A 26,132-nucleotide genomic window follows, 5' to 3' on the forward strand; every position below is an offset into this window, starting at 1 on the left:
CTGGAAGAGAGGCCATTGTCCCTCACCTCAGGACGGGCGGCGCCCCCGGGTCCGTACTCCGGTATGACGACGCGCCACACGCGCCCCCGGGTTCCCCCTCGTCACGAACGCTCCGTCAGGCGGAGCCCCCGTCAGATCGGGACGATGTCGGGCGCACCGAGCCGTGCGGCGTCGGCCGTGAGGTCGTCGGGCTGCCGCTGCGACTCGCGCTCGGCCTCGACCCGCTTCTCGTAGTGCTCGACCTCCCTCGCGATCTGGCCCGCGTCCCAGCCGAGGACCGGGGCCATGAGTCCGGCGGCCTCGCGCGCGCTGCGGGTGCCGCGGTCGAAGGTCTCGATGGAGACCCGGGTGCGGCGGGTGAGGACGTCGTCGAGGTGGCGGGCGCCCTCGTGGGAGGCGGCGTAGACGACCTCGGCGCGCAGGTAGTCGTCGGCGGCGGCGAGCGGTTCGCCGAGCGAGGGGTCCTCGGCGACGAGCGCGAGGACTTCCTCGGCGAGGGAGCCGTAGCGGTTGAGGAGGTGTTCGACGCGGACGACGTGGAGGCCGGTGCGGGCGGCGATCCTCGCCCGCGCGTTCCACAGCGCCCGGTAGCCCTCGGCGCCGAGCAGCGGGGTGTCCTCGGTGACGCAGGGGGCGACCCTCTGGTCCAGTCCGTGGACGGCCTCGTCGACGGCGTCCTTCGCCATCACCCGGTAGGTCGTGTACTTGCCGCCCGCGACGACGACGAGGCCGGGGACCGGGTGGGCGACGGTGTGCTCGCGGGAGAGCTTGCTGGTGGCGTCGGACTCGCCGGCGAGCAGCGGGCGCAGGCCCGCGTAGACCCCTTGGACGTCGTCGCGGGAGAGCGGGGTGGCGAGCACCGTGTTGACGTGCTCCAGGAGGTAGTCGATGTCGGCGCTGGAGGCGGCGGGGTGCGCCTTGTCGAGGTCCCAGTCGGTGTCGGTGGTGCCGATGATCCAGTGCCGTCCCCAGGGGATGACGAAGAGGACGGACTTCTCGGTGCGCAGGATGAGGCCGGTGGTGGAGTGGATCCGGTCCTTGGGGACGACGAGGTGGATGCCCTTGGAGGCGCGGACGTGGAACTGGCCGCGCTCGCCGATGAGGGCCTGGGTGTCGTCGGTCCACACCCCGGTGGCGTTGACGATCTGCTTGGCCCGGATGACGTACTCGCCGCCGGTCTCGACGTCCTGGACGCGGGCGCCGACGACCCGCTCGCCCTCGCGGAGGAATCCGGTGACCCGGGCCCGGGCGGCGGCGAGGGCGCCGTAGGAGGCGGCGGTGCGGACGAGGGTGAGGACGAAGCGGGCGTCGTCCATCTGGGCGTCGTAGTACTGGAGGGCGCCGGTGAGGGCGTCCCCGCGCAGGCAGGGGGCGACGCGGAGGGCGCCCTTGCGGCTGAGGTGGCGGTGGACGGACAGGCCCCGGCCGTGGCCGGAGGAGACGGACATGGCGTCGTACAGGGCGACGCCGGAGCCGGCGTAGAGCCGCTCCCAGCCCCGGTGCTGGAGGGGGTAGAGGAACGGCACCGGTTTCACCAGGTGGGGGGCGAGCCGCTCCAGGAGCAGGCCGCGCTCCTTGAGGGCCTCGCGGACCAGGGCGAAGTCGAGCATCTCCAGATAGCGCAGTCCGCCGTGGATGAGCTTGCTGGAGCGGCTGGAGGTGCCGGAGGCCCAGTCGCGGGCCTCGACGATGCCGGTGGAGAGTCCGCGCGTGACCGCGTCGAGGGCGGTGCCGGCGCCGACGACGCCGCCGCCGACCACCAGCACGTCCAGCTCGCGCTCGGCCATGGCCGCGAGCGCCGCGGCGCGCTCGGCGGGTCCCAGTGTCGCTGTCCTCACGGCTGCCGCCTCCCGTCGTCGTGTGGCGTCCCGGTGTCCCTCGTCGTCGCGGTGACGAACCGGACCGCCCTCGGTCCGGCTCCCCGTCCCGATTCTGGACCGGTCCGGCGGCTTCGGCCACCGCCCCCGTGCGGACCTGTGGATAACACTCGGCGACCTTCGATCATGCAATGCCGCATATCGGTCATATTTACTCCTAGTCTGACATTGATTACCTGTTGCGTACGCAGCGGACAACGGCTACCGGGAAGGACGGCACACCTCATGCCCGCAGACCTCGCCGTCATCGGCCTCGGCCACCACGGACTCCCCCTCGCCCAGGCCGCGACCGCCGCGGGCATCGCCACCGTCGGCTTCGACACCGACCCCCGGCCGGTCGCCGACCTGGCCGCGGGCCGCCCCCCGGTCGACGGCTCCCTCACCGCCTCCGACATCCGCCGCATGCTCTCCGGCGGCTTCCGCGCCACCACCAGCCCGGTCGAGCTCGGCCGGGTCCGCACCGCCGTCCTCTGCGCCCCCACCCCCCTCGGCCCCGACGGCGCCCTCGACCTCACCGCCGTCGCCGACGCCGCCCGCGCGCTCGCCGCCCGGCTCCGCCCGCACACCACCGTCGTCCTGGAGTCCCCCGTCCCGCCCGGCACCACCGAGGGCCTCCTCCGCGAGCTCCTGGAGGACGGCTCCGGCCTGCGGGCGGGCCGCGACTTCCACCTCGCGTACTCCCCCGGCCGCCTCGACCCCGGCACCCGACCCGGCCCCGCCGGCGTCCCGAAGGTCATCGGCGGCCTCACGCCCGCGTGCACCGAGTCCGCCGCCGCCTTCTACGGACGCTTCACCGACAAGGTGGTACGCGCGCGTGGCCCCCGCGAAGCGGAGACGGTCAAGCTCCTGGAGACCAACTTCCGGCACGTCAACATCGCCCTCGTCAACGAGATGGCGGTGCTCTGCCACGAACTCGGCGTCGACCTCTGGGACGTCATCCGCTGCGCCGAGACCAAGCCCTTCGGCTTCCAGGCCTTCCGCCCCGGCCCCGGCGTCGGCGGCCACGGCGTCCCCGTCGAGCACCTCGGCGCCCACGGCCCCCTCCGCCTCGTCGAACTCGCCGGCCAGGTCAACCAGCGGATGCCCCGCTACGTCGTCCAGCGCGCCGCCGCCCTCCTCAACGAGCACGGCAAGTCCGCCCGCGGCGCCCGGGTCCTGCTCCTCGGCATCACGTACAAGCCCGACCTCGCCGACCGCGAGGGCTCCCCCGCCGACGAGATCGCCGGCCGGCTCATGGACCTCGGCGCGGCGGTCAGCTTCCACGACCCGCACGTCCCCGACTGGCGGGTGCGCGACCTCCCCGTCCCCCGCGCCGACTCGCTCTACGAGGCCGCCGCCCAGGCCGACCTGACCGTCCTGCTCCAGCACCACCGCGTCTACGACCTCCAGGGCCTCGCGGTGAAGGCGCAGCTCCTCCTCGACACCCGCGGCGCCACGCCCGCCGGTACCGCGCACCGCCTCTGAGGCACAGGTAACGGGTGGGCCACTGTCGGAGCGGGCTGCTAGTGTCCGGCCCCATTGGTCGCACGCCCGTGCGGCATCCGTCTTGGGGGACCACCATGAGCCAGCCCGTTCCGCCGCCCGGCAACCCGTACGCCCAGGGCGTCCCCGGCCAGCAGCCCGCCGGCCAGAACCCGTTCGGCCCCGGCGCGCCCCAGCAGCCCGGCCAGAACCCGTTCGGCGCCTACCCGCCGGCGCCCGCGCCAGCCCCCCGCCGGAACAACGTCGGCCTCGGCATCCTCGCCGCCGTCGTCGCCGCGCTGGTCACGGCCGGCATCTACGGCGCCATCATGGGCGGCGTCGAGGCCGAGATCGGCTGGGCCGCCGTCGGCGTCGGCTTCGCGGTCGGCTTCGCCGCCGGCAAGGTCGGCGGCAGCAACCCGGTCCTGCCGATCGTCTCCGCGCTCCTCTCCCTCGGCGCCGTCTACCTCGGCCAGCTCGTCGGCATCGCGGTCTTCCTCACCAAGGACTACGGCGTCTCCTTCACCGACGTCTTCTTCCAGGACTTCGGCGCGCTGATGGACCTGTGGAGCGAGGCCAAGGAGCCGCTGACCTTCCTGTTCCTCGCGCTCGGCCCCATCGCCGCCTTCTCCGGCGCCAAGAAGGCCGCCGCCTGATCCGCGCGGAGACGCGCGAGGGGCCCCGCACCGGTCGGTGCGGGGCCCCTCGCGTGCGTACGGGGACGCGTCAGCGGCGGTGCTGCGAGTCCGCGACGGTGACCTCGACGCGCTGGAACTCCTTGAGCTCGCTGTAGCCCGTGGTGGCCATCGCGCGGCGCAGGGCGCCGAAGAAGTTCATCGAGCCGTCGGGGGTGTGCGACGGACCGGTGAGGACCTCCTCGGTGGTGCCCACGATGCCCAGGTCGACCAGCTTGCCGCGCGGCACGTCCTCGTGGACGGCCTCCATGCCCCAGTGGCGGCCCTTGCCGGGCGCGTCCGTGGCGCGGGCCAGCGGGGAGCCGATCATGACGGCGTCGGCGCCGCAGGCGATGGCCTTCGGCAGGTCGCCGGACCAGCCCACGCCGCCGTCGGCGATGACGTGGACGTACCGGCCGCCGGACTCGTCCATGTAGTCGCGGCGGGCCGCGGCCACGTCGGCGACGGCGGTCGCCATCGGGACCTGGATGCCGAGGACGTTGCGGGTGGTGTGCGCGGCGCCGCCGCCGAAGCCGACCAGGACGCCCGCGGCGCCGGTCCGCATCAGGTGCAGGGCGGCGGTGTACGTGGCGCAGCCGCCGACGATGACCGGGACGTCCAGCTCGTAGATGAACTGCTTCAGGTTCAGCGGCTCGGCGGCGCCGGAGACGTGCTCGGCGGAGACCGTGGTGCCGCGGATGACGAAGAGGTCCACGCCCGCGTCGACGACGGCCTTGGAGAACTGGGCGGTGCGCTGCGGGGAGAGCGCGGCGGCGGTGACGACGCCGGAGTCGCGCACCTCCTTGATGCGCTGCCCGATCAGCTCCTCCTTGATCGGAGCGGCGTAGATCTCCTGCAGACGGCGGGTGGCGGTGGCCTCGTCCATCTCGGCGATCTCGTCGAGCAGCGGCTGCGGGTCCTCGTACCGGGTCCACAGGCCCTCGAGGTTCAGCACGCCGAGGCCGCCGAGCTCGCCGATCCGGATGGCGGTCTGCGGGGAGACGACCGAGTCCATCGGGGCGGCCAGGAAGGGCAGCTCGAAGCGGTAGGCGTCGATCTGCCAGGCGATCGAGACCTCCTTCGGGTCCCGGGTGCGCCGGCTCGGTACGACGGCGATGTCGTCGAACGCGTACGCCCTGCGGCCGCGCTTGCCGCGCCCGATCTCGATCTCAGTCACGATGTGTGGCCTTTCCCTCTATGTCTGCGCCTACCAGTATCCCCGACACGCGCGCGAGGGGCGGCTCCGGCCACATGCCGGAACCGCCCCCTGGGTCACGCGGTGTTACTTCCTGCTGTAGTTCGGCGCCTCGACGGTCATCTGGATGTCGTGCGGGTGGCTCTCCTTGAGGCCCGCGGAGGTGATCCGGACGAAGCGGCCCTTCGACTCCATCTCCTCGATGGTGGCGGCGCCCACGTAGCCCATCGTCTGGCGCAGGCCGCCGACGAGCTGGTGGACGACCGAGGAGAGCGGGCCGCGGTACGGCACCTGGCCCTCGATGCCCTCGGGCACGAGCTTGTCGTCGGAGGTGACGTCGGCCTGGAAGTAGCGGTCCTTCGAGTAGGACCGGCCCTGGCCGCGGGACTGCATGGCGCCGAGCGAGCCCATGCCGCGGTACGACTTGAACTGCTTGCCGTTGATGAAGAGCAGCTCGCCGGGCGACTCCTCGCAGCCCGCGAGGAGGCTGCCGAGCATCACGGTGTCGGCGCCGGCGGCGAGCGCCTTGCCGATGTCGCCGGAGTACTGCAGGCCGCCGTCGCCGATGAGCGGGACGCCCGCGGCGCGGGCCGCGAGACCGGCCTCGTAGATCGCGGTGACCTGGGGGACGCCGATGCCGGCGACGACGCGGGTGGTGCAGATGGAGCCGGGGCCGACACCGACCTTGATGCCGTCGACACCGGCGTCGATCATCGCCTGGGCGCCGTCGCGGGTGGCGACGTTGCCGCCGATCACGTCGACGTTCACGCTGGACTTGATCTTCGCCATCCAGCTCAGGGCGTTGCTGTTGTGGCCGTGCGAGGTGTCGACGATGAGGAAGTCCACGCCGACGGCGGCGAGCGCCTGGGCGCGCTCCAGCGCCTCGGGGCTGGCGCCGACGGCCGCGCCGACGAGCAGCCGGCCCTCGGAGTCCTTGGCGGCGTTCGGGTACTTCTCCGCCTTGACGAAGTCCTTGACGGTGATGAGGCCCTTGAGCACGCCCTCGTCGTCGACGAGCGGCAGCTTCTCGATCTTGTGGCGGCGCAGCAGCTCCATGGCGTCGACGCCGGAGATGCCGACCTTGCCGGTGACCAGCGGCATCGGCGTCATGACCTCGCGGACCTGACGGCTGCGGTCGGTCTCGAAGGCCATGTCGCGGTTGGTCACGATGCCGAGGAGCTTGCCGTCCGGGGAGGTGACCGGGACGCCGCTGATGCGGAACTTGGCGCAGAGGGCGTCCGCCTCGCCGAGGGTCGCCTCGGGGTGGACCGTGATCGGGTCGGTCACCATGCCGGACTCGGACCGCTTGACGAGGTCCACCTGGTTGACCTGGTCCTCGATGGAGAGGTTCCGGTGGAGCACGCCGACGCCGCCCAGACGGGCCATGGCGATCGCCATGCGGGACTCGGTCACCTTGTCCATCGCCGCGGAGAGCAGCGGGATGTTGACCCGGACGTTACGAGAGATGCGGGACGAGGTGTCGACCGCGTTCGGGAGCACCTCTGAAGCTCCCGGCAGCAGCAGCACGTCGTCGTAGGTCAGCCCGAGTGTCGCGAATTTACCGGGCACTCCGTCGACGTTGGCAGTCATGACACCTTCCCAAATGGCCTTGATCGGTGCGGGATGTCCATGCTAACGGGCCGGAGCGGTGTCTCATTCCACGATCAAGATCAGCGAAAAGCTTTGGACCTTCGTACGTGGACGAAAGGGATGATCGGGTGTGGTGAGGCTTACTGCTCGGCCAGGGCCCGGAGCCGGCTGAGGGCGCGGTGCTGGGCGACCCGGACGGCGCCCGGGGACATGCCGAGCATCTGGCCGGTCTCCTCGGCGGTCAGGCCGACGGCGACCCTGAGGACGAGGAGCTCGCGCTGGTTCTCGGGGAGATTGGCGAGGAGCTTCTTGGCCCATTCGGCGTCGTCGCTGAGGAGGGCGCGCTCCTCGGGGCCGAGGGAGTCGTCGGGCCGCTCGGGCATCTCGTCGGAGGGCACGGCGGTGGAGCCGGGGTGACGCATGGCGGCCCGCTGGAGGTCGGCGACCTTGTGTCCGGCGATGGCGAAGACGAAGGCCTCGAAGGGGCGGCCGGTGTCCTTGTAGCGGGGCAGGGCCATCAGGACGGCGACGCAGACCTCCTGCGCGAGGTCCTCGACGAAGTGGCGGGCGTCACCGGGCAGGCGGTTGAGCCGGGTACGGCAGTAGCGCAGCGCGAGGGGGTGGACGCGCGCCAGCAGGTCGTGGGTGGCCTGCGCGTCCCCTTCGACGGCGCGGTGGACGAGCGCACCGATCTCCCCCTGCCCGGCAGGCATGGGGGAACCCATGGTCTCGTCGTCGCGCATCGCTCCATGGTGCCTTGACGCCGGCCCGTCCGCGGCACCCTGTCCGTAGTTGTGCACCGAAGCGTTATGAGCAGGTGCGCCGGGATTCATCTCTGGCGCCCTCCCCTTCCGCTCGATCGACTCGTCCCCGAGGAACTCCACATCTCAAGGATGCGGCATCGGACGGGGAAGTGACACAGGCCCGCCCCGTCCGCCCCTCGGTGGACGGGGTACGGACGGGGAGACGGCCGGTGCGCGACGGCTCAGCGGACCAGGCCCCACCGGAATCCGAGCGCGACGGCGTGCGCGCGGTCGGAGGCGCCGAGCTTCTTGAAGAGGCGTCGGGCGTGGGTCTTGACGGTGTCCTCGGAGAGGAAGAGCTCGCGTCCGATCTCCGCGTTGGACCGGCCGTGGCTCATGCCTTCGAGGACCTGGATCTCGCGCGCGGTGAGGGTGGGCGCGGCGCCCATCTCGGCCGAGCGGAGCCGGCGCGGGGCGAGCCGCCAGGTCGGGTCGGCGAGCGCCTGGGTGACGGTGGCCCGCAGCTCGGCGCGCGAGGCGTCCTTGTGCAGGTAGCCGCGGGCGCCGGCGGCGACCGCGAGCGCCACGCCGTCGAGGTCCTCGGCGACGGTGAGCATGATGATCCGGGCGCCGGGGTCGGCGGAGAGCAGCCGCCGGACGGTTTCCACACCACCGAGGCCGGGCATGCGCACGTCCATCAGGATGAGGTCCGAGCGGTCCGCACCCCAGCGGCGGAGGACTTCCTCGCCGTTGGCCGCGGTGGTCACGCGCTCCACGCCGGGCACGGTCGCGACCGCGCGGCGAAGCGCCTCTCGGGCAAGCGGGGAGTCGTCGCAGACGAGAACGGACGTCATGACTGACCTCCGCGGCTCTCGCAGCTGATGCGCGTCACCTTGAGCCTCCAGGGCTGTACGTATCGTCACCTGTGCGGTTGACGCTCCCGGACACCTGCCCGATCGCTTGTTCATCCAACCGCCTCGCACTCTCAACGATGGTCACTCGAAAGAGTTACGGGTCGGACGAGACCTTCGGCACTCCTTGTGAGGGGCCGTGCACGGAGAAGAGCGTCGCAGGTCGTTGCGTCCACCATCAGAAGCTATGCCCCATTTAGCGGGTTTTCTTCCCTTTTCGCAGTGTCTGTGGCTAGATTCGCAATGAGTCATATTTACATCTACTTCGACAGTAGTCGGATAGACCGGACCGAACGGGGCACGAGGAACCCCGGGCCTACAGCCACTTCCCGCCCACCCACCCACCCGTCTCGACACGGTTTCAAGGGGACTAGCGCAATGGCAGATTTCTCCCGCCTTCCCGGACCCAACGCCGATCTGTGGGACTGGCAACTGCTCGCGGCCTGCCGCGGCGTCGACAGCTCCCTGTTCTTCCACCCCGAGGGAGAGCGCGGCGCGGCACGGAGCGCGCGTGAGAACTCGGCGAAAGAGGTCTGCATGCGGTGCCCGGTCCGCGCGGAGTGCGCGGCACACGCACTCGCCGTGCGGGAGCCCTATGGCGTATGGGGCGGCCTCACCGAGGACGAACGCGAAGAACTCATGGGCCGAGCGCGCAACCGCCTGATCACGGCGGCTCCGGCCGCGTCCGCCGGCCGATCGATCATGGGACACGCATGAAGGAACGTTTCCCTTCATTCGTCGGGGCCCCGAGTCCGGCATAGGCCGGGACCCCGGGTCCGACCGAATCCCCGAGAGGCTCCCCGAGGCCCCGGGGAGACGCGCTACGCGCGCGTGGCGGCGCGGGTCAGCTCGTCGAGGGTGGCCGCGACCGCCGGGACCTGGGCCAGGTCCGGCAGCGTCAGCGCCACGATCTCCCGCTCCACCGCGGGCTCGACGGCGACCGTCCGCGCCCCCTTGGGCCGTACGGACTCGATGGCCAGCTCCGGCAGGACGGCCACGCCGAGCCCCGCGCCCACCAGGCCCACCACCGCCGGGTAGTCGTCGGTGGCGAAGTCGATGCGCGGGGCGAAGCCGGCCTCCTCGCAGACGTCGACGAGCTGGCGGCGGCAGCGCGGGCAGCCCGCGATCCAGGAGTCCCCGGCCAGCTCGGCGATGGAGACGGAGCCCGCGTCCGCGAGCGGGTGGGCCTCCGGGACCAGGCCGACGAGCCGGTCGGTGAGGAGCGGACGGACCACCAGGTCGTCCCACTCGCCGGGCGCGTGGGACGAGCCGTACCGGAAGGCGAGGGCGATGTCGCAGTCGCCCTCGCGGAGCATCTCGACGGAGCGCGGGGGTTCGGCCTCGACCAGGGACACCCGGGTCCCGGGGTGGGCGGCGCGCAGGGCGGCGAGGGCGGTGGGGACGAGGGTGGAGCTGCCGCTGGGGAAGGAGACCAGGCGGACCCGGCCGGCCCGGAGGCCCGCGATGGCGGCGACCTCCTCCTCGGCCGCGGTGAGCCCGGCGAGGATGCCGGCCGCGTGCCGGACCAGCACCTCGCCGGCCTGGGTGAGGCGCATCTCGCGGCCGGTGCGGATGAGCAGCGGGGTGCCGGCCGAGGTCTCCAGGGCCTTCATCTGCTGGCTGACGGCGGGCTGGGTGCAGCCCAGTTCGCGGGCGGCGGCGGAGAAGGAGCCGGTGGCGGCGACGGCGCGCAGGACGCGGAGGTGGCGTGCCTCGATCATGGATCCGAGCATAAGCGACGCTTGGGTCCGACGGCGAATGTTCGATCAAAACTTTGAGGTGGGGTGGAAGGGGCCCGCCTAGGCTGCCCGCATGACCTTGTTGAGCGTGAACGCGGGCCGGGCGAAGAACGTCGGCTACACCGACTCCCCCGCCGGGAGGACGGGCATCGACAAGCGGCCCGTCGACGGACCCGTACGGATCCAGTCACCGGGGCCCACCGGTGTCGGCGCGAGCGGGGTGGCCGGGGACGACGTGTGCGACCTGCGCTTCCACGGGGGCGCCGACCGGGCGGTGTACGCCTTCGCCCGCGAGGACCTGGACCGCTGGGAGCGGGAGCTGGGCCACGAGCTGGCGAACGGCTCCTTCGGGGAGAACCTGACGACGAGCGGCGTGGACGTGAACGGGGCGCTGATCGGCGAGCGCTGGCGGATCGGCGAGGACGTGGTCGTCGAGGTGACCGGTGGCCGGATCCCCTGCCGCACCTTCCAGGGCCACCTGGAGGAGCGGGGGATCGACTCCCGGGGGTGGGTGAAGCGGTTCACGCGGACGGAGGCCGGTCCCGGCGCGCTGCTGCGGGTGATCGAGCCGGGCGAGGTGCGGGCCGGCGACCCGGTCACGGTGGTGCACCGGCCGGACCACGCGGTCACCGTCGCCTTCCTGCACCGCGCGGCGACCACCGAGCGGCACCGGCTGGCCGAGACGCTGGTGGCCGCCGAGTGGATGGAGTCCGGACTGCTCGACCTCGCCCGCGCGTACGCGGAGAAGTACGCCGGCTGACGCCGGGCCGCGGGAGGGCCGGCGGCGCGCCTCCGGGCACTACGGTTCCGGTATGACCACTGCACTGATCACGGGAGCCACCGCCGGCATCGGAGCCGCCTTCGCGCGCAGGCTGGCGGCCGACGGGCACGACGTCGTCCTGGTGGCGCGGGACCGGTCGCGCCTTCGGGAGCAGGCCACCGAGCTGCACGACCGGCACGGGGTGGAGGCCGAGGTGCTCGCCGCGGACCTCTCCACCGAGGAGGGGATCGCCGCGGTCGAGGCCCGGCTGTCCGACCCGCGCCGCCCGGTCGACCTGCTGGTGAACAACGCGGGCTTCGGCAACAAGGGCCGCTTCCTCGACGTGTCGATGGCCGACGAGCTGAAGATGCTGACCGTGCACTGCGAGGCGGTGCTCCGGCTGACCTCGGCGGCGGCCGCCGCGATGCGGGAGCGCCGGCGGGGCGGGGTGGTGAACGTGGCCTCGGTGGCCGCCTTCGTGCCGCGCGGCACCTACGGCGCCTCGAAGGCGTGGGTCGTGCAGTTCACCCAGGGCGCGGCCAAGGACCTCGCGGGCAGCGGGGTGCGGCTGATGGCGCTCTGTCCCGGCTTCGTGCGCACCGAGTTCCACGAGCGGGCCGGGATGGGCACGGACAACATCCCGGGCTGGATGTGGCTCGACGCGGACAAGTTGGTGTCGGCGGCCCTGGCGGACCTGGCGCGGGGCAGGACCGTGTCGATCCCGGACCCGCGCTACAAGGCCCTCATGGGCGTGGTGAAACTGGCCCCGCGCTCGCTGCTCGGCGGGGTGTCGTCGAAGGCCGGGCGGAAGTACGGGCCCCAGTAGGCACGTCCGTCGTTCCTCACGGGTACTCAGAGGCGGTTGAGTACGTTCCCGCCTGTGCGATCCCGGCCGCGTGCACGAATCTCGGACACATGAACGGAATTCTTCGGCGTCCGCGTGCCTTCTCCCCGGCCGGTGTGGTGACGGCCCTCCTCGCGATGGCTTCCTGGGCCGCCTGGCTGGGCTGGGACCAGAGGCGGGACGTGCATCCGGACGGCTCGGAGACGGGGCCGTACGAGACCTGGCAGGTCGTCGGGCTCGCGCTGACGCTGCTGGTGCCGGTGGTCCGGGCGGCGGTGCGGGGGCACGGCCGGGACGGCGCGCTCGGCACCTCGGCCGGGCTCGCGCTCGCCGCGTTCCTCGACTGGTCCGACGACGCGAGCGGTCTCTACCTGGTCGGCACGGTCATGGTCGCGGGCGGCTGTCTCTCCGCGACCCTGCTGGCCCAGGCGCTGGTCACCGTGTGGTCGGACCGCCGGGCGCCGCGTCGAGGCGCGCCGAGGCACCGTCCCACCAGCTGACGCTCAGCACGGTGCCGCCGAGGACGCGGACCTCCGCGAGGGCGGCGGCCGGGGCCGGGTCGGGCTCGCCGGTGAGCGAGGCGAGGGCGGCGAAGAGGGAGACGGGACCCCGGGTGGTGCCGTGGACGGCGGGGGTACGGGTCGGGGCCGGGCCCTGGAGGGTGGCGCCGGTGGCCAGGGCGGTGACCTCGGGGTCGTAGCCGTGGACGGGGTGGAGCTGGGAGACCGGTGCGCCGGGTCCTTCCGCGGTGGCCCAGCCGGTCTGCCGTACGGGGGTCCCCTCCGGGGCGCCCAGGACGACGTGGACGCGGAGTTCGGCGCGGCCGTGGACGACGGTGGTGGAGACGACCCGGACACCGGGGAGCGGGGTGTGCGCGGAGGCGGCCCGGTCGGGGCCGGCCGTGAGGGGTTCGGCCCGGCCCCGGTGGGTGGCCGTGCCGTCGGGGCCGAGCAGGGCGAAGTGGTTGTCGGCCGGGTCGGGGGCGCCGGTGGGGCCGGTGCGGGTGGCGTAGGCGAAGCGGGCGTAGCCGGGGTCGTCGCCGTCCTCGCCGCCGGCGGCGATGTGGTTGCTGCCGTGGTTGTGGAGGCGGACGAGGCCGTCGGCGGCGGTGGTCTGGACGAGGAGCCCGGTGGGGCCCAGGGGGCGGACGGTGTCGGCGCGTTCGGCCGGGAGGGGTTCCTCGGGGTCGGTCCAGGCGGGGTGGTCCGGTGGGAGCAGCAGCCCGAGGAAGCCCTTGGCGGCCCAGTAGGGGGAACCCGGTCCCGAGTACGCCTGGACCAGCGGCGGGTGGGGGCCGTGCCAGCCGAGGGTGAGCAGTCCTTCGGCGTCGGTGGCGCCGCGGTCGAGGAAGTACCGCAGGCTTCCGGAGGCGAGGCGGCGGGTGGCGCCGGGGGTGAGCGGGGTGTGGCCGGTGAGGGTGCCGAGCCAGGGGGCGGCGGCCGCGGCGAAGCGGTAGATCAGGGAGCGTCCGTAGGGGACGGGGGCGCCGTTCGCGTCGAAGAGGTGGGCGTGGTCGGCGAGGTGGGCGCGGAGCCGGGGCCCGTACCGGTCGAGGAGGGCGCGGTCGCCGGCGAGGTGGGCGTGGAGCACGGGGTAGAGGTGCAGGGCCCAGGAGTTGTAGTGGTCGAAGGCGCGGTTGTCGCCGTCGCTGTACCAGCCGTCGCCGAGGTACCACTCCTCGATCCGGGCGAGGGAGCGGTCGACGGTGGCGGCGGCGCGGTCGGCCTCGACGCCGGCGTCGCGGAGGAAGCCGGCGACGGTGAGGCCGAAGAGCCACCAGTTGTTGTCGACGGGGGACGGGCCGAGGGCGGGGAGCAGCCACCGCACGAGGCGTTCGCGGGCCGGGGCGGCGAGCCGGTCCCAGAGCCAGGGTCGGGTGAGGCGCAGGGCGAGGGCGATCGAGGCGGATTCGACGACCGCCTGGCGGGTGTCGGCCATCAGGGGCCAGGACTCCCCGTCCTCGCGGCCGGGGTGCGCGGTGCCGGCGGCGAGGCCGGAGGCGTACCGGTCGAGGTGACCGTGCGGGTCCGCCCCGCGGGCCCCGGCGACGCGGAGGGCGGCGAGGAGGAACGTCCGGGCGAAGCCCTCCAGGCCGTCGGAGCGGGCGCCGGACCAGCTGGGGCGGGGTCCCGGCAGGCCGACGAGGGCGCCGCGCGGCGAGGCGTGGGGGCGGACGGCGAGCAGGAGCCGGTCGGCGGCCTCCTCCCAGTGGGCGCGGGTCCAGCCGGTGTACGGACTGAGCTCACGGTCCTCGGGCGGCGTGGGCATGATGCTCCCTGGGATCCGTGGGGGCCGCGGCGCCGGCGCCCGGGCGCGGCTTCGGGCGGTCGCCGGAATCCTCGGCGGGGGCTGATCGAATCGTCAAGGGATCCGGAGCGAATGATCGAAACTCCCGTCGTTCGATCATTTCGTCTAAGGTCAAGGGACCCCGGGCCGGGAACCACCGCCGCCGGGCCGGGAACCACCACCGCGAGGGGGAACCGCACGTGCGCGAGAGTGCCGCCGAACGACACGCCCGACTGCTGGACCTGGTGCGCGAGCGCGGCACGGTCCGCGTCGCCGAACTGGCCGGCCTCCTGGGGGTCTCCCCGGTGACCGCCCGCCGCGACGCCGAGGCGCTCGCCTCGCGCGGACTGCTCGACCGGGTGCACGGCCAGGTCTCCTGGCCCCGGGCCGCCGTGCCCGGCGCCCCGGCCGGCGAGGGTCTGGTGCTCGGCCTGCTCGCGCCCTCCGCCACGTACTACTTCGCCGAGGTCATCCGGGGTGCGCACGAGGCGGCGGCCCGGGCGGGCGCCCGGCTGGTGCTGCGGATCTCGGACTACCGCCCCGAGGAGGACCGGGCCCGCACCGAGGGGCTGCTCGCGGCCGGCGCCGAGGGCGTGCTGGTGGCACCGGGCTGGCGCGGGCCCGAGGACCGGCTCGCGTACGGCGGCTGGCTGGCGGAGCTGCCCGTGCCGGCGGTGCTCCTGGAGCGGCGCGCCGAGCCGGGCGGCCCGCTCGACGGCCTGGACCGGGTCTCCTCCGACCACGCCCACGGGGTGCTGCTCGCCCTGCGCCACCTGCTGGGGCTCGGCCACGCCACCCCGCTGCTGGTGGCGCGCGGGGACTCGCCGACCGCGCTCGCGGTGCGGGCCGGGTACGCGGAGGCGCTGGCGGTGCTGGGGCTGGAGCAGCCGCTGCCGGTCATCGAGTCCGTGCCGGCCGAGGCGGATCCGGAGGGGTTCGAGCGGGCGGTGCGGGCGCTGTACGAGGCGGTCCGCTCGGGTGTGGCGAGCGCGGCGCTCGTCCACAACGACGTGGACGCGATCGAGATCACCCAGCGGCTCGCCCCGCTCGGCGTGCGGGTCCCGCAGGACCTCGCCCTCATCGCGTACGACGACGAGGTCGCCGCCCTCGCCGACACCCCGCTGACGGCGGTCGCCCCGCCGAAGCGGCAGGTGGGCCGGCACGCCACGGAGCTGCTGGTGGAGCGGCTGACCGGGAGCGGGGGCGAGGAGGAGGCGAGCCGGCACGTGAGCCTGCTGCCCCGGCTGCGGGTGCGGGCCTCGTGCGGGGCCCCGGGCCCGGCTCCCGCCCTCTGATCGATCTGATCTTTTTTCGATCATTCAATCTTTCGCTCTTGACTTCGCTCAGGAACGGTCCCAGGATCACGGCCAACCCCGTCCGCGCCGCCGATCAGGAGCCGTGCCGTGAGCCTCAGCTGGAGCAGAACGACCCGCGTCATAGCCGGCACCGCCACCGCCCTCGCCGTCCTCACGGCCTGCGGCGGGGGCGGTGACGACACCGATTCCGCCGACGGCGAGCCCGTCACGATCACCTTCTGGGGCTGGGCCAAGGGCACCAAGGACGTCGTCGACGCCTTCAACGCCTCCCACACCGACATCAAGGTGACGTTCGAGGAGATCCCCTCCGGCAACGCCGGCGGCTACGCCAAGATCTCCAACGCCGTGAAGGCGGGCAACGCCCCCGACCTCGTCTCCATCGAGTACCCCTCGCTCCCCGAGTTCGTCTCCTCCGGCGCCCTCCAGGACATCGGCGAGGCCTTCACCGAGGCCGACCGCGCGAAGTTCCTCCCCCAGGCCGTCGACCTCACCACCCTCGGCGGCCGGTCCTGGGCCGTCCCCTTCGACGCCGCCCCGCAGGCCTTCTACTACCGCAAGGACCTCTTCGAGAAGCACGGGATCGAGGTCCCCGCCACCTGGGACGACTTCCGGAAGGCCGCCGAGCGGGTGAAGAAGGCCGACCCGAAGGCCAGGATCGCCACCTTCTTCCCCGACGACCCCACCACCTTCGAGGCCATGGCCTGGCAGGCCGGCGCCCAGTGGTTCAAGGCCGAGGACGACACCTGGAAGGTCGACACCACCGACCCGGCCACCACCAAGGTCACCGCCTACTGGCAGGGCCTCCTCGACGACGGACTCGTCCACAAGAACGCCTCCTTCAGCCCCGAGTGGACCGGCTCCCTCAAGAACGGCACCACCCTCGGCTACCTCGGCGCCTCCTGGGGCGCCGGCGTCCTCAAGGGCACCCTCCCCGAGCAGTCCGGCAAGTGGGCCGTCGCCCCCGTGCCGAGCTGGGACGGCAGGCCCGCCTCCGGGATGCTCGGCGGCTCCACCTTCGCCGTGCCGAAGAACAGCACGAAGAAGGCGGCCGCCGTCGAGTTCGCGGAGTGGATGACCACCACCGAGGAGGGCGTGAAGGCCCGCATCGCCTCCGGCACCTCCAGCGCCTTCCCCGCCGCGACCGCCCTGCGTCCCGCCGCCAAGAAGGCCTTCGACGCCGGCTACTACGGCGGCCAGGACATCTACGCCCTCTTCGAGGCGGCCGGCGCCTCCATCTCCCCGCGGTGGTCCTGGGGCCCCACCACCGGCACCACCAACACCGCCATCAAGGACCGCTTCGGCGCCGTCGCCCCCGGCGGCCCCACCCTCGCCGAGGCGGTGAAGGCCGGCCACGACGCCACCGTCGCCGAGCTCACCAAGCGCGGCCTGAAGGTCGAGGGCTGAGCGCGTGAAGGCCCGCACCCGTGCCGCGGCACTCCTGCTGACCCCCTTCCTCCTGCTCTTCACCGCGGTGCTGGTGGTGCCGATCGGCTACGCGGTCTGGCTGAGCCTCTTCACCGAGAAGCAGTCGGGACTGGGCTTCGGCGGCTCCGAGACCGTCTTCACCGGCCTCGGCAACTACGCCACGGCACTGGGTGACCGGGCCTTCCGCGAGGGCTTCGGCGTGCTGCTCGGCTACTGCCTGCTCTACCTGCCGCTGCTGCTCGGCGGCGCCCTCGGCCTCGCCCTCCTCCTCGACTCCGCCCTCGCCCGCGCCCGCCGCTTCTTCCAGCTCGCGCTCTTCCTGCCGCACGCCGTGCCCGGCATCATCGCCGCGCTGATCTGGGTCTACCTCTACACGCCCCAACTCAGCCCGGTCGTGAAGGCGATGGAGGCCGGCGGGATCGGCTTCGACTTCTTCTCCCCCGAGGGCGCGCTGCCGTCCGTCGTCAACATCGCCCTCTGGGAGTGGCTCGGCTACAACCTGATCATCTTCTACGCCGCCCTCCAGGCCATCGACCGCTCCGTCCTCGAAGCCGCCACCGTCGACGGCGCCGGCGCCTGGCGCACCGCCTTCTCCGTCAAGGTCCCGCTGCTCCGCGGCTCCCTGGCGATGGTCGGCCTCTTCACCGTCATCGGCTCCCTCCAGCTCTTCACCGAACCGCTGATCCTCAGCAGGGGCACGGGCTCCGCCGTCACCTCCACCTGGACGCCGAACATGTACGCGTACTCCGCCGCCTTCGACCGCAACGACTACGGCCTGGCCGCGGCCGCCTCGATCCTGCTCGCCCTGACCGCCGCGCTGCTCTCCTTCGCCGTCACCCGCCTCACCCGGGACCGGAAGGAGAAGGCCGCATGAGCACCCCCCGCTCCCGCTGGCTGTCGAAGGGCGCCGTCAACGGCGTCCTCCTCCTGGCCACCTGCTACATGCTCTTCCCGCTCGTCTGGCTGGTCACCGCCGCCACCAAGGACGCCGGCGGCCTCCTCGCCGGCGACGCCTTCTCCTTCGAGGGCTTCGACCTCGGCGGCAACCTCGCCCGGCTCGCCGCGTACAACGACGGCGTCTACTTCCGCTGGTACCTCAACAGCCTCCTCTACGCCGGCGTCGGCGCCGCCGCCTGCGCGCTGATCAGCGTCGCCGCCGGATACGCCTTCCACGTCTACGACTTCCGCGGCAAGGAGAAGCTCTTCGGCCTCGTCCTGCTCGGCGTCCTCGTCCCCACCACCGCGCTCGCCCTGCCGATGTACCTGCTCGCCAGCGACCTGGGGATCGTCAACACCTACGCCGCCGTGCTCCTCCCGGTCCTCGTCAACCCCTTCGGGGTCTACCTGTCCCGGGTGCTGTGCGCCGCCTACGTCCCCGACGAGGTCCTGGAGGCCGCCCGCATCGACGGCGCCGGCGAGCTGCGGGTCTTCTGGTCGATCGGTCTGCGCACGGTCATGCCGGGCTTCGTGACCGTCTTCCTCTTCCAGTTCACCGCCGTCTGGAACAACTTCTTCCTCCCCCTGGTGATGCTCTCCGACCAGAAGCTCTTCCCGCTGAGCCTCGGCCTGTACGCGTGGAACAGCAACGCCCACGCCGAACCGGACTACTACCCCCTGGTCGTCACCGGCTCCCTGCTCGCCGTCGTCCCCCTCGTCCTCGCCTTCGTCTCGCTCCAGCGCCACTGGAGGGCCGGCCTCACCGCCGGCAGCGTCAAGTGAGGAGCCCCGTCACGTGAGGAGCTCACCTCCCACCATGCACCCGACCACCGACCACCGCCCCGCCCTGCTGCTCGCGATGGGCCCCGGCGTCGCCGACCGCCTCCTCACCGACGCCCACCGCACCCGTCTCGCGGCCCTCACCCGGACCGACCCGTACCTGGTCGCCCACGACCTGACCGCCCCCGGCCCCCGCGCCGCCGCCGCCCTCGCCGAGGCCGAACTCCTCCTCACCTGCTGGGGCGCCACCCCGCTCACCCCGGAGGTGCTCGCCCGCGCCCCCCGCCTCAAGGCCGTGGTGCACGCGGCCGGTTCGGTCAAGCACCACATCACCGACGCCTGCTGGGAGCGCGGCCTGAAGGTCACCAGCGCCGCCGCCGCCAACGCGCTCCCCGTCGCCGAGTACACCCTCGCCGCGATCCTCTTCGCCGGGAAGCGGGTGCTGCCCGCGGCCCGGCGGTACGCCGAACTCCGCGCCGGCCACGGCTGGCTCGCCGAGTCCGCCGCCTGGGGCAACTACCGCCGCACGGTCGGCATCGTCGGCGCCTCCCGCATCGGCCGCCGGGTCGTCGACCTCCTGCGCCCCTTCGACGTCGAGGTGCTGCTCCACGACCCGTACCTGACGGCGGCCCCGCCGGGCGCGGCCCTCACCGGCCTGGACGAACTCTGCGCCCGCAGCTCGGTGGTCTCCGTGCACGCGCCGCAGCTCCCGTCCACGTACCGCATGATCGGCCCCCGCCAGCTCGCCGCCCTGCCTGACGGCGCCACCCTGATCAACACCTCCCGGGGTTCCCTGGTCGACGAGGACGCCCTCCTGCCGCACCTCACCGCGGGCCGCCTCCACGCGGTCCTCGACGTCACCGACCCCGAGCTGCCGCCGCCCGACTCCCCGCTCTACAGCCTGCCCAACGTCCTGCTCACCCCGCACATCGCCGGCTCCCTCGGCAACGAGCTGCACCGGATGGCCGATCAGGCTCTGGACGAGATCGTCCGCTACGCCCGCGGCGAGCCCTTCGTGGAGGAGGTCAGGGCCGCCGACCTGACGCACTCGGCCTAGACCGGCCTAGACTGGAGGGGTCCACCCGCGGCTTCGCCCGGTCGGAGGCGGCCATGACCTTCGTGCAGATCATCGATTGCAGGACGAGCCAGGTCGAGGAGCTCAACCGGCTCATGGACCGCTGGGTCGAGCAGACCCGGGGGAAACGGACCGCCACCCACGCCGTCGTCGGCACCGACCGGTCGGACGCCCAGCACGTCGTGGAGATCGTGGAGTTCCCCTCGTACGACGTGGCGATGCGCAACTCCCAGCTGCCGGAGACCGACCGGATCTTCCGGGAGATGGTCGCCCTCTGCGACGAGATGCCCACCTTCACCGACCTGGACGTGGTCCGGGACGAGGCGCTGTACAAAGCGAACGCGCGGCAGCTGTTCGGGATGCTCGCGGACGGCACCGACCTGGCCCTGCTCGACGGCGTCCTCGCCGAGGGCTACCACGACCACGATCCGACGAACCCGCAGGACGTCCTCGGGATGGACGCGGTCCGGCGCGAGGTGGAGGAGTGGCGCGCGGGCTTCGACTTCGCGTTCGCGGTCGAGGACCAGATCGCGGAGGGCGACCGCGTGTGCACCCGCTGGACGTGGACCGGCACCCATGTCGGGGACTTCATGGGCCTCCAGCCGACCGGCATGGAGGTCACCATGACCGGGACCACCCTCCACCGCTTCCGCGACGACGGGAAGATCGCCGAGGGCTGGTGGCAGTACGACCTGCTCGGGCTGATGAACCGGCTCGGCGCGGTCGAGACCTGAGGGCCGAGGGGCGGGCCCGGCGCGGACGCGCCCCGAGGAACGGGCGAGGCCCGGTGCCCCCGCGACGGGGGCACCGGGCCTCGTGACGTGGGAACGTCAGTGGGAGTGACCGTGGCCGTGACCGTGGTCCGCCGGCTCCTCCTCCTTCTTCTCCACCACGAGGGTCTCGGTGGTGAGGAGCAGGGAGGCGATCGACGCGGCGTTCTCCAGGGCGGAGCGCGTGACCTTCACCGGGTCGATGACGCCGGCCTTGACCAGGTCGCCGTACTCGCCGGTGGCGGCGTTGAAGCCCTGGCCCTTGTCGAGCTCGGCGACCTTGGAGGTGATGACGTAGCCCTCCAGGCCGGCGTTCTCGGCGATCCAGCGCAGCGGCTCGACGGCGGCGCGGCGGACGACGGCGACACCGGTGGCCTCGTCGCCCTCCTTGCCGAGGTTGCCCTCCAGGACCTTGACGGCGTGGACGAGCGCGGAGCCACCACCGGAGACGATGCCCTCCTCGACCGCGGCGCGGGTCGCGGAGATGGCGTCCTCCAGACGGTGCTTCTTCTCCTTCAGCTCCACCTCGGTGGCGGCGCCGACCTTGATCACGCACACGCCGCCGGCCAGCTTCGCGAGGCGCTCCTGGAGCTTCTCGCGGTCCCAGTCGGAGTCCGTGGACTCGATCTCGGCCTTGATCTGGGCGACGCGGCCCGCGACGTCGGCGGAGTCGCCGCCGCCGTCGACGATGGTGGTGTCGTCCTTGGTGACGGTGACGCGGCGGGCGGTGCCCAGCACGTCGAGACCGGCCTGGTCGAGCTTGAGGCCGACCTCCTCGGCGATGACGGTGGCACCGGTGAGGGTAGCCATGTCGCCGAGCATCGCCTTGCGGCGGTCGCCGAAGCCGGGGGCCTTGACGGCGACGGCGTTGAAGGTGCCGCGGATCTTGTTGACGACGAGGGTGGAGAGCGCCTCGCCCTCGACGTCCTCGGCGATGATCAGCAGCGGCTTGGAGCCACCGGACTGGATGACCTTCTCCAGGAGGGGCAGCAGGTCCTGGATGGAGGAGATCTTGCCCTGGTGGATCAGGATGTACGGGTCGTCGAGGACGGCCTCCATGCGCTCCTGGTCGGTCACCATGTACGGGGACAGGTAGCCCTTGTCGAAGGCCATGCCCTCGGTGAAGTCGAGCTCCAGGCCGAAGGTGTTGGACTCCTCGACGGTGATGACACCGTCCTTGCCGACCTTGTCCATGGCCTCGGCGATGAGCTCGCCGACCTGCTGGTCCTGGGCGGAGAGCGCGGCGACGGCGGCGATGTCCGACTTGTCGTCGATCGGGCGCGCGGTGGCGAGCAGCTCGTCGGAGACGGCCTTGACGGCGGCGTCGATGCCCTTCTTCAGGGAGGCCGGGGAGGCGCCGGCGGCGACGTTGCGCAGACCCTCGCGGACGAGCGCCTGGGCGAGCACGGTGGCGGTGGTGGTGCCGTCACCCGCGATGTCGTTGGTCTTGGTCGCCACCTCCTTGACGAGCTGGGCGCCGAGGTTCTCGTACGGGTCCTCGATCTCGACCTCGCGGGCGATCGTGACACCGTCGTTGGTGATGGTGGGGGCGCCGAACTTCTTGTCGATGACGACGTTGCGGCCCTTGGGGCCGATCGTCACCTTCACCGTGTCGGCAAGCTTGTTGACGCCGCGCTCAAGGGCGCGACGGGCGTCCTCGTCGAACTTCAGGATCTTCGCCATGGGAGCGATTCAGCCCTCTCGGAAATCGTGTGGGAAAACAAACCGCGCCCCTGGACGCCCAAGTAATCAAGGGGTCAGGGGCGCGGTTCAAAGCAGGTACGTCGTCTTACTTCTCGATGATCGCGAGCACGTCGCGGGCCGAGAGGACGAGGTACTCGTCGCCGTTGTACTTCACCTCGGTGCCGCCGTACTTGCTGTAGAGCACGACGTCGCCGACCTTGACGTCGAGCGGCAGGCGCTCGCCGTTCTCGAAGCGGCCCGGGCCCACGGCGAGGACGGCGCCCTCCTGGGGCTTCTCCTTCGCGGTGTCCGGGATGACCAGGCCGGAGGCCGTGGTCTGCTCGGCGTCGAGCGGCTGGACCACGATGCGGTCCTCAAGCGGCTTGATGGCAACCTTGGAGCTGGCGGTCGTCACGATCCGACCTCCCCCTTCGGAGATCTCGCGGGGTTAACTGTCTGGGGTCGCGACCAGCTGGGATCCGTCGTCGCGGGTGCCGGACCTGCCCGTCGCTGTCCTGGCACTCTCCGGTGGGGAGTGCCAGAGCCGAGACTATGACCGCGATTAGCACTCGGTCAAGCGGAGTGCCAATTCCTCACTCCGTGGCGGCCCCCGGGAGGTCCCGGCGGAGCCGCGGTCGGGTCTCGATCCGGGAAACGCGCGCGCGGAGTTCCGGGTTCCGTACGAGGGTGCGGGGATGGACCCGTCCCGTCCCCCCACCGCCTTCGACGTCGTCCTCGCCGTGGTGCTGCTCGTGGTCGACGCCGCCGCGCTGGGGATGCTCCTGTTCCTGTCGGCGCTCGCGGCGCTGGGCTCGGGCGCCCCGGAGCACCCCGGGCAGCGGGCCGCGAGCGTCCCGTCGCCCTGGTGGCTCGTGGCGGCGATGGCGCTGATCGCCCTGTCCGGCGTGGCACTGTGGCGCGGGGGGTGGTTCTGGGCGGGCGGGACGCAGATCGTCGTGGCGGTCCTGCTCGCCGGCGCCGCCCTGCTCTCCGTGGCCGAGGACCGGCTGCGCGAGGGCGCCTCCCGGCCCGGGGGGCGCCCCGCGCCCGGGGCGTCAGCGCCGGGGACGGTCCGCGCGGACGTCCTGCCCGTCCGGGCCGTGGTCCGTGACCCGCTCCACCGCCTTGCGGCCGAGCCGTTCGAGCGGGTCGACGGCGGAGGCGCAGCCGGTGAGGCCGAGGAGGAGGGCGGCGATCACGAGCGGCCGGAGCCGGTTCGACCCGGGCCCGCTCATACGTAGTCCTCCAGCTTGGCGACGGCGTATCCCTTCGAGGTGATCACGTTCATCACCCGCCGGATCATGTCCGGCATGCTGCCCTTCCAGTCCTCCTCGCCGCGGAAGTGGGTGAGGACGATGTCGCCGGGGTGCAGGTCCCGGTCCCACTCGCGCCACTCCATGTGGTCGGAGAAGGCCTCGGAGGCCCAGAGCGGGACGGCCTTGACGCCGCACGCCTTCGCGGCGCGCAGGGTGTCCTCGTTGTAGTTGCCGTACGGCGGCCGGAAGAGCTCGGGGCGCTCGCCGTACTTCTTCTCGATGACGTCCTGCATCCCGCAGATCTCCCGCTTCTGGCGGGCGTAGGAGAGGCCGGGCAGGTACTTGTGGTTCAGGGTGTGGTTGTGGAGGGCGACCCCGCGCGGCTGCGACTTCCGCATCTTCGCGAAGTAGCCGTAGTCGTCGCTGATCACGTAGTCGCTGAGGAAGGCGCTGTACGGGATGTCGAGGTCGGCCATCATCCGGATGAGTTCGGGGTCCTTCTCGGCACCGTCGTCGATCGTCAGGAAGACGACCTTCTCCTTGGTGGGGACGGTGGTGAAGACGGGCGGCAGGCCCTCGCCGTCGGTCTCGAAGCCCTTGCGGGTGGTGATCCTCGGCTTGGTCTTCGGCGGGGCGGGTGCTTCGAGGGGGGCCAGCTTGAGCCCCCACTTCTTCGCGGCGGCGGCCCGTGCCGCCCGCCGCTTCGCCAGGGCCGCCTCCTTCTCCCGGGCGAGCTGGGCGGCGGTCTTCGCCGGGGCCTGCTGGCCGGCGGCGGGGGCGGGGGCGCCCGCGGCGGCCCGTCCGGGGCCGTCGGCGCCGCCGGAGCAGGCCGCGGTGGAGGTGAGCGCGGCGACGAGGAGCGCGGCACCCAGGGCACGACGCGAAGGACCCTTTGCCATCATTTCTTCCTTTTGTCGTACGACCGGTATGGCGCCGCATCCTGTCAGCGCGGCCCGCCCGACCGGCCGCGACACCGCCGTACCGGCCCCACCGTCCCCCGCCCGGCCCACAGGGAGAATGGGACGGTGACCGACCTCGCCGCCTTCACCGCCCTGCTCGCCCCCGAGGGCCAGGCCCTCCTCGCCGCCCTGCGCGACTACGACCCCGCCCAGGAGCTGGCGGTCGCCTCCCGGCTGCGCCGCGACCACCCCGCCGAGCTGGTCTCGGCCGCCCTCGGGCAGGCCCGGCTGCGGCAGCGCGCGGTGGCGAAGTTCGGCGCCGAGGACGCGTACCGCATGTACTTCACGCCGAACGGCGTCGAGCAGTCCACCCGCGCGACCGTCGGCGCCTACCGCGCGAACCGGCTCAAGGCCCTCGGCGTCGGCTCGGTCGCCGACCTCTGCTCCGGCGTCGGCGGCGACGCGCTCGCGCTCGCCCGCGCCGGCATCTCCGTCCTCGCCGTCGACCGCGATCCGCTCACCGCCGAGGTCGCCCGCGCCAACGCCGCCGCGCTCGGCCTCGACGGCCTGATCGAGGTGCGGTGCGCCGACGTCACCGAGATCGACACGACACCGTACGACGCCGTCTTCGTCGACCCCGCCCGACGCGGCGGCCGGGGCCGCGTCTTCGACCCGGAGGCCTACTCGCCGCCGCTCTCCTGGGCCGTGGAGGCCGCCCGCGAGGCCCCGCGCGCCGCCCTGAAGATCGCCCCCGGCATCCCGCACGAGACCGTCCCCGACGAGGCGGAGGCCGAGTGGATCTCGGACGGCGGGGACGTGAAGGAGGCCGTCCTCTGGTTCGGTACGGAGCCGGGCGCGCGCCGCGCCACCCTGCTGCCCTCCGGCGCAAGCCTCACCGGCCGGGGCCTGCCCGACCCGGCGGTCCGCCCCGTCGGCCGCTACCTCTACGAGCCCGACGGCGCCGTCATCCGCGCCCACCTGGTCGCCGAGGCCGCCGAGGAGCTGGACGGCGGCCTGATCGACGCGACGATCGCCTACGTCACCGCGGACGAGTTGCGCCCCACCCCGTACGCCGCCGCCTACGAGATCACCGACGAGCTGCCCTTCAACCTCAAGAAGCTGAAGGCCCTGCTGCGCGAGCGCGAGGTCGGCAACCTGACGGTGAAGAAGCGCGGCTCGGCCGTCGAGCCCGAGGAGATCCGCCGCAAGGTGCGGCCCAAGGGCCCGAACGCGGCGACGGTCCTGCTCACACGTGTCGCGGGGGCCCCGACGATGCTGATCGGCCGGCCGGCACGAGCCTGACCGCCGTCCGGTAGTGCCCGACGGCCTTGAAGAGCCCGATCAGACCGTTGATCCAGAGGATGAGCGCGACGCCCATGCCGTACGCGACCAGGCCGTAGCCGTCCGCCGGGTCGGCCCCGGCGGGCACGGCGAAGCCGGTCCACAGCCCCAGACCGCACAGGACGGCGGAGACCGCCATCCAGCAGGCGCTCGCGACGGGCGCCCGCAGCCGCGCGTCCGTCGGCCCGTGCCGGTCCAGGGCGGCCCAGCCGAGCAGCCGTGCGCGCACCACGCGGTCGCGGCGCACCCCGCGCACCGCGAGCCAGACGCCCGGGACCATCACCCCGAGGCCGAGGACGGCGACGACCAGCCCGACGAAGAAGGTGATCGGGTCGAGGACCGCCCCCTGGCCGAGGTCGACGAGCAGCACGCCGACCATGCCCCAGCCGAGCTGGAGCACCAGCACCGCCCCGGCGAACAGCGCGAACCTCCCCCCGCCGAGCAGCCTCCGGGTCAACTCCCCCACCGCCAGCGCCCGGTCCGCGAGCAGTGCCTCCCGGTCGGGCCAGCTGCGGAGCTCGGCGGGCGGGGGCGGCGGGGGCAGGGGCATGCGCGGGGACATACGCAGCAC

At 72.8% G+C, this 26,132-nt stretch carries 25 protein-coding genes; 14 read left to right on the forward strand and 11 right to left on the reverse strand.

The window, feature by feature from the left end; translation table 11 throughout:
• Positions 1 to 131: 131 nt before the first annotated feature.
• The gene (locus IE245_RS16605) at positions 132 to 1,838 is read right to left on the reverse strand and encodes a glycerol-3-phosphate dehydrogenase/oxidase (protein WP_189948143.1); all 1,707 of its coding nucleotides are present in this window, start codon (positions 1,836 to 1,838) and stop codon (positions 132 to 134) included.
• Between the two features lie 264 nt (positions 1,839 to 2,102).
• Here IE245_RS16605 and IE245_RS16610 point away from each other — a divergent pair, with 264 nt between their 5' ends.
• Together IE245_RS16610 and IE245_RS16615 are read left to right on the forward strand one after the other, a co-directional pair.
• Positions 2,103 to 3,341, forward strand: coding sequence for a nucleotide sugar dehydrogenase (locus tag IE245_RS16610; protein ID WP_189948145.1), 1,239 nt, complete (start codon positions 2,103 to 2,105; stop codon positions 3,339 to 3,341).
• A 95-nt stretch (positions 3,342 to 3,436) separates the two neighbouring features.
• Complete coding sequence (locus IE245_RS16615; RefSeq protein WP_189948148.1) at positions 3,437 to 3,994, forward strand: hypothetical protein; 558 nt, start codon at positions 3,437 to 3,439, stop codon at positions 3,992 to 3,994.
• A 70-nt stretch (positions 3,995 to 4,064) separates the two neighbouring features.
• On the opposite strand, the gene IE245_RS16620 is transcribed toward IE245_RS16615, so the two are convergent.
• The 4 genes from IE245_RS16620 to IE245_RS16635 form a co-directional block, all read right to left on the reverse strand.
• The gene (locus IE245_RS16620) at positions 4,065 to 5,189 is read right to left on the reverse strand and encodes a GuaB3 family IMP dehydrogenase-related protein (RefSeq protein ID WP_189948150.1); all 1,125 of its coding nucleotides are present in this window, start codon (positions 5,187 to 5,189) and stop codon (positions 4,065 to 4,067) included.
• A gap of 105 nt (positions 5,190 to 5,294) precedes the next feature.
• Complete coding sequence (guaB, locus tag IE245_RS16625) at positions 5,295 to 6,797, reverse strand: IMP dehydrogenase (protein WP_189948152.1); 1,503 nt, start codon at positions 6,795 to 6,797, stop codon at positions 5,295 to 5,297.
• Positions 6,798 to 6,937: 140 nt separating this feature from the next.
• Positions 6,938 to 7,540 carry a sigma-70 family RNA polymerase sigma factor gene (locus tag IE245_RS16630; RefSeq protein ID WP_030750140.1) on the reverse strand — a complete coding sequence of 201 codons (603 nt, stop codon included), beginning with the start codon at positions 7,538 to 7,540 and terminating at the stop codon, positions 6,938 to 6,940.
• Positions 7,541 to 7,782: 242 nt separating this feature from the next.
• Positions 7,783 to 8,394, reverse strand: coding sequence for a response regulator transcription factor (locus tag IE245_RS16635; RefSeq protein ID WP_003948568.1), 612 nt, complete (start codon positions 8,392 to 8,394; stop codon positions 7,783 to 7,785).
• A 435-nt stretch (positions 8,395 to 8,829) separates the two neighbouring features.
• Between IE245_RS16635 and IE245_RS16640 the strand changes: the two genes are divergently transcribed.
• The gene (locus IE245_RS16640) at positions 8,830 to 9,168 is read left to right on the forward strand and encodes a WhiB family transcriptional regulator (RefSeq protein WP_189948154.1); all 339 of its coding nucleotides are present in this window, start codon (positions 8,830 to 8,832) and stop codon (positions 9,166 to 9,168) included.
• 104 nt (positions 9,169 to 9,272) lie between these two features.
• On the opposite strand, the gene IE245_RS16645 is transcribed toward IE245_RS16640, so the two are convergent.
• A complete protein-coding gene (locus IE245_RS16645) occupies positions 9,273 to 10,172 on the reverse strand; it encodes a LysR family transcriptional regulator (RefSeq protein ID WP_189948155.1) in 900 nt (299 codons plus the stop codon).
• 91 nt (positions 10,173 to 10,263) lie between these two features.
• Here IE245_RS16645 and IE245_RS16650 point away from each other — a divergent pair, with 91 nt between their 5' ends.
• The 3 genes from IE245_RS16650 to IE245_RS16660 all read left to right on the forward strand — a co-directional run bounded on the left by IE245_RS16650 (position 10,264) and on the right by IE245_RS16660 (position 12,294).
• Positions 10,264 to 10,950 carry an MOSC domain-containing protein gene (locus IE245_RS16650; RefSeq protein ID WP_189948157.1) on the forward strand — a complete coding sequence of 229 codons (687 nt, stop codon included), beginning with the start codon at positions 10,264 to 10,266 and terminating at the stop codon, positions 10,948 to 10,950.
• A gap of 52 nt (positions 10,951 to 11,002) precedes the next feature.
• Positions 11,003 to 11,776, forward strand: a complete 774-nt coding sequence (locus IE245_RS16655; RefSeq protein WP_189948159.1) for an SDR family NAD(P)-dependent oxidoreductase — start codon at positions 11,003 to 11,005, stop codon at positions 11,774 to 11,776.
• A gap of 89 nt (positions 11,777 to 11,865) precedes the next feature.
• Positions 11,866 to 12,294: a hypothetical protein gene (locus tag IE245_RS16660; protein ID WP_189948161.1), complete on the forward strand. Its 429-nt coding sequence runs from the start codon at positions 11,866 to 11,868 to the stop codon at positions 12,292 to 12,294.
• On the opposite strand, the gene IE245_RS16665 is transcribed toward IE245_RS16660, so the two are convergent.
• Entirely contained in the window at positions 12,230 to 14,062 is a 1,833-nt protein-coding gene (locus IE245_RS16665) for a DUF2264 domain-containing protein (RefSeq protein WP_189948163.1), read from the reverse strand. The genes IE245_RS16660 and IE245_RS16665 overlap by 65 nt on opposite strands.
• A gap of 218 nt (positions 14,063 to 14,280) precedes the next feature.
• On the opposite strand from IE245_RS16665, the gene IE245_RS16670 reads away from it, so the two are divergent.
• The 6 genes from IE245_RS16670 (at position 14,281) to IE245_RS16695 (ending at position 20,346) form a co-directional block, all read left to right on the forward strand.
• A complete protein-coding gene (locus IE245_RS16670) occupies positions 14,281 to 15,375 on the forward strand; it encodes a substrate-binding domain-containing protein (RefSeq protein WP_189948165.1) in 1,095 nt (364 codons plus the stop codon).
• 108 nt (positions 15,376 to 15,483) lie between these two features.
• Entirely contained in the window at positions 15,484 to 16,800 is a 1,317-nt protein-coding gene (locus IE245_RS16675; protein WP_189948167.1) for an ABC transporter substrate-binding protein, read from the forward strand.
• 4 nt (positions 16,801 to 16,804) lie between these two features.
• On the forward strand, positions 16,805 to 17,695 hold the full coding sequence (locus IE245_RS16680) for a carbohydrate ABC transporter permease (RefSeq protein ID WP_189948170.1): 891 nt from the start codon (positions 16,805 to 16,807) through the stop codon (positions 17,693 to 17,695).
• A complete protein-coding gene (locus tag IE245_RS16685) occupies positions 17,692 to 18,540 on the forward strand; it encodes a carbohydrate ABC transporter permease (RefSeq protein ID WP_189948172.1) in 849 nt (282 codons plus the stop codon). Before IE245_RS16680 ends, IE245_RS16685 begins: the two co-directional genes overlap by 4 nt.
• A 34-nt stretch (positions 18,541 to 18,574) precedes the next feature.
• A complete protein-coding gene (locus IE245_RS16690) occupies positions 18,575 to 19,594 on the forward strand; it encodes a hydroxyacid dehydrogenase (protein ID WP_189948174.1) in 1,020 nt (339 codons plus the stop codon).
• A 53-nt stretch (positions 19,595 to 19,647) separates the two neighbouring features.
• A complete protein-coding gene (locus IE245_RS16695) occupies positions 19,648 to 20,346 on the forward strand; it encodes an ester cyclase (RefSeq protein ID WP_189948175.1) in 699 nt (232 codons plus the stop codon).
• A 96-nt stretch (positions 20,347 to 20,442) separates the two neighbouring features.
• On the opposite strand, the gene groL is transcribed toward IE245_RS16695, so the two are convergent.
• The gene (groL, locus tag IE245_RS16700; protein WP_189948177.1) at positions 20,443 to 22,065 is read right to left on the reverse strand and encodes a chaperonin GroEL; all 1,623 of its coding nucleotides are present in this window, start codon (positions 22,063 to 22,065) and stop codon (positions 20,443 to 20,445) included.
• A 106-nt stretch (positions 22,066 to 22,171) separates the two neighbouring features.
• Positions 22,172 to 22,480: a co-chaperone GroES gene (groES, locus tag IE245_RS16705; RefSeq protein WP_004955293.1), complete on the reverse strand. Its 309-nt coding sequence runs from the start codon at positions 22,478 to 22,480 to the stop codon at positions 22,172 to 22,174.
• Positions 22,481 to 22,760: 280 nt separating this feature from the next.
• Between groES and IE245_RS16710 the strand changes: the two genes are divergently transcribed.
• The gene (locus IE245_RS16710; RefSeq protein ID WP_189948180.1) at positions 22,761 to 23,306 is read left to right on the forward strand and encodes a DUF6234 family protein; all 546 of its coding nucleotides are present in this window, start codon (positions 22,761 to 22,763) and stop codon (positions 23,304 to 23,306) included.
• On the opposite strand, the gene IE245_RS16715 is transcribed toward IE245_RS16710, so the two are convergent.
• Positions 23,297 to 24,220, reverse strand: coding sequence for a polysaccharide deacetylase family protein (locus IE245_RS16715; RefSeq protein ID WP_189948182.1), 924 nt, complete (start codon positions 24,218 to 24,220; stop codon positions 23,297 to 23,299). The genes IE245_RS16710 and IE245_RS16715 overlap by 10 nt on opposite strands.
• 126 nt (positions 24,221 to 24,346) lie before the next feature.
• Here IE245_RS16715 and IE245_RS16720 point away from each other — a divergent pair, with 126 nt between their 5' ends.
• Positions 24,347 to 25,522 carry a THUMP-like domain-containing protein gene (locus IE245_RS16720; RefSeq protein ID WP_189948184.1) on the forward strand — a complete coding sequence of 392 codons (1,176 nt, stop codon included), beginning with the start codon at positions 24,347 to 24,349 and terminating at the stop codon, positions 25,520 to 25,522.
• Here IE245_RS16720 and IE245_RS16725 read toward each other — a convergent pair.
• Positions 25,467 to 26,123 carry a hypothetical protein gene (locus tag IE245_RS16725; protein WP_189948186.1) on the reverse strand — a complete coding sequence of 219 codons (657 nt, stop codon included), beginning with the start codon at positions 26,121 to 26,123 and terminating at the stop codon, positions 25,467 to 25,469. The genes IE245_RS16720 and IE245_RS16725 overlap by 56 nt on opposite strands.
• Positions 26,124 to 26,132 lie beyond the last annotated feature (9 nt).

Source organism: Streptomyces roseolus (genome assembly GCF_014649855.1).
GTDB classification, from domain to species: domain Bacteria; phylum Actinomycetota; class Actinomycetes; order Streptomycetales; family Streptomycetaceae; genus Streptomyces; species Streptomyces roseolus.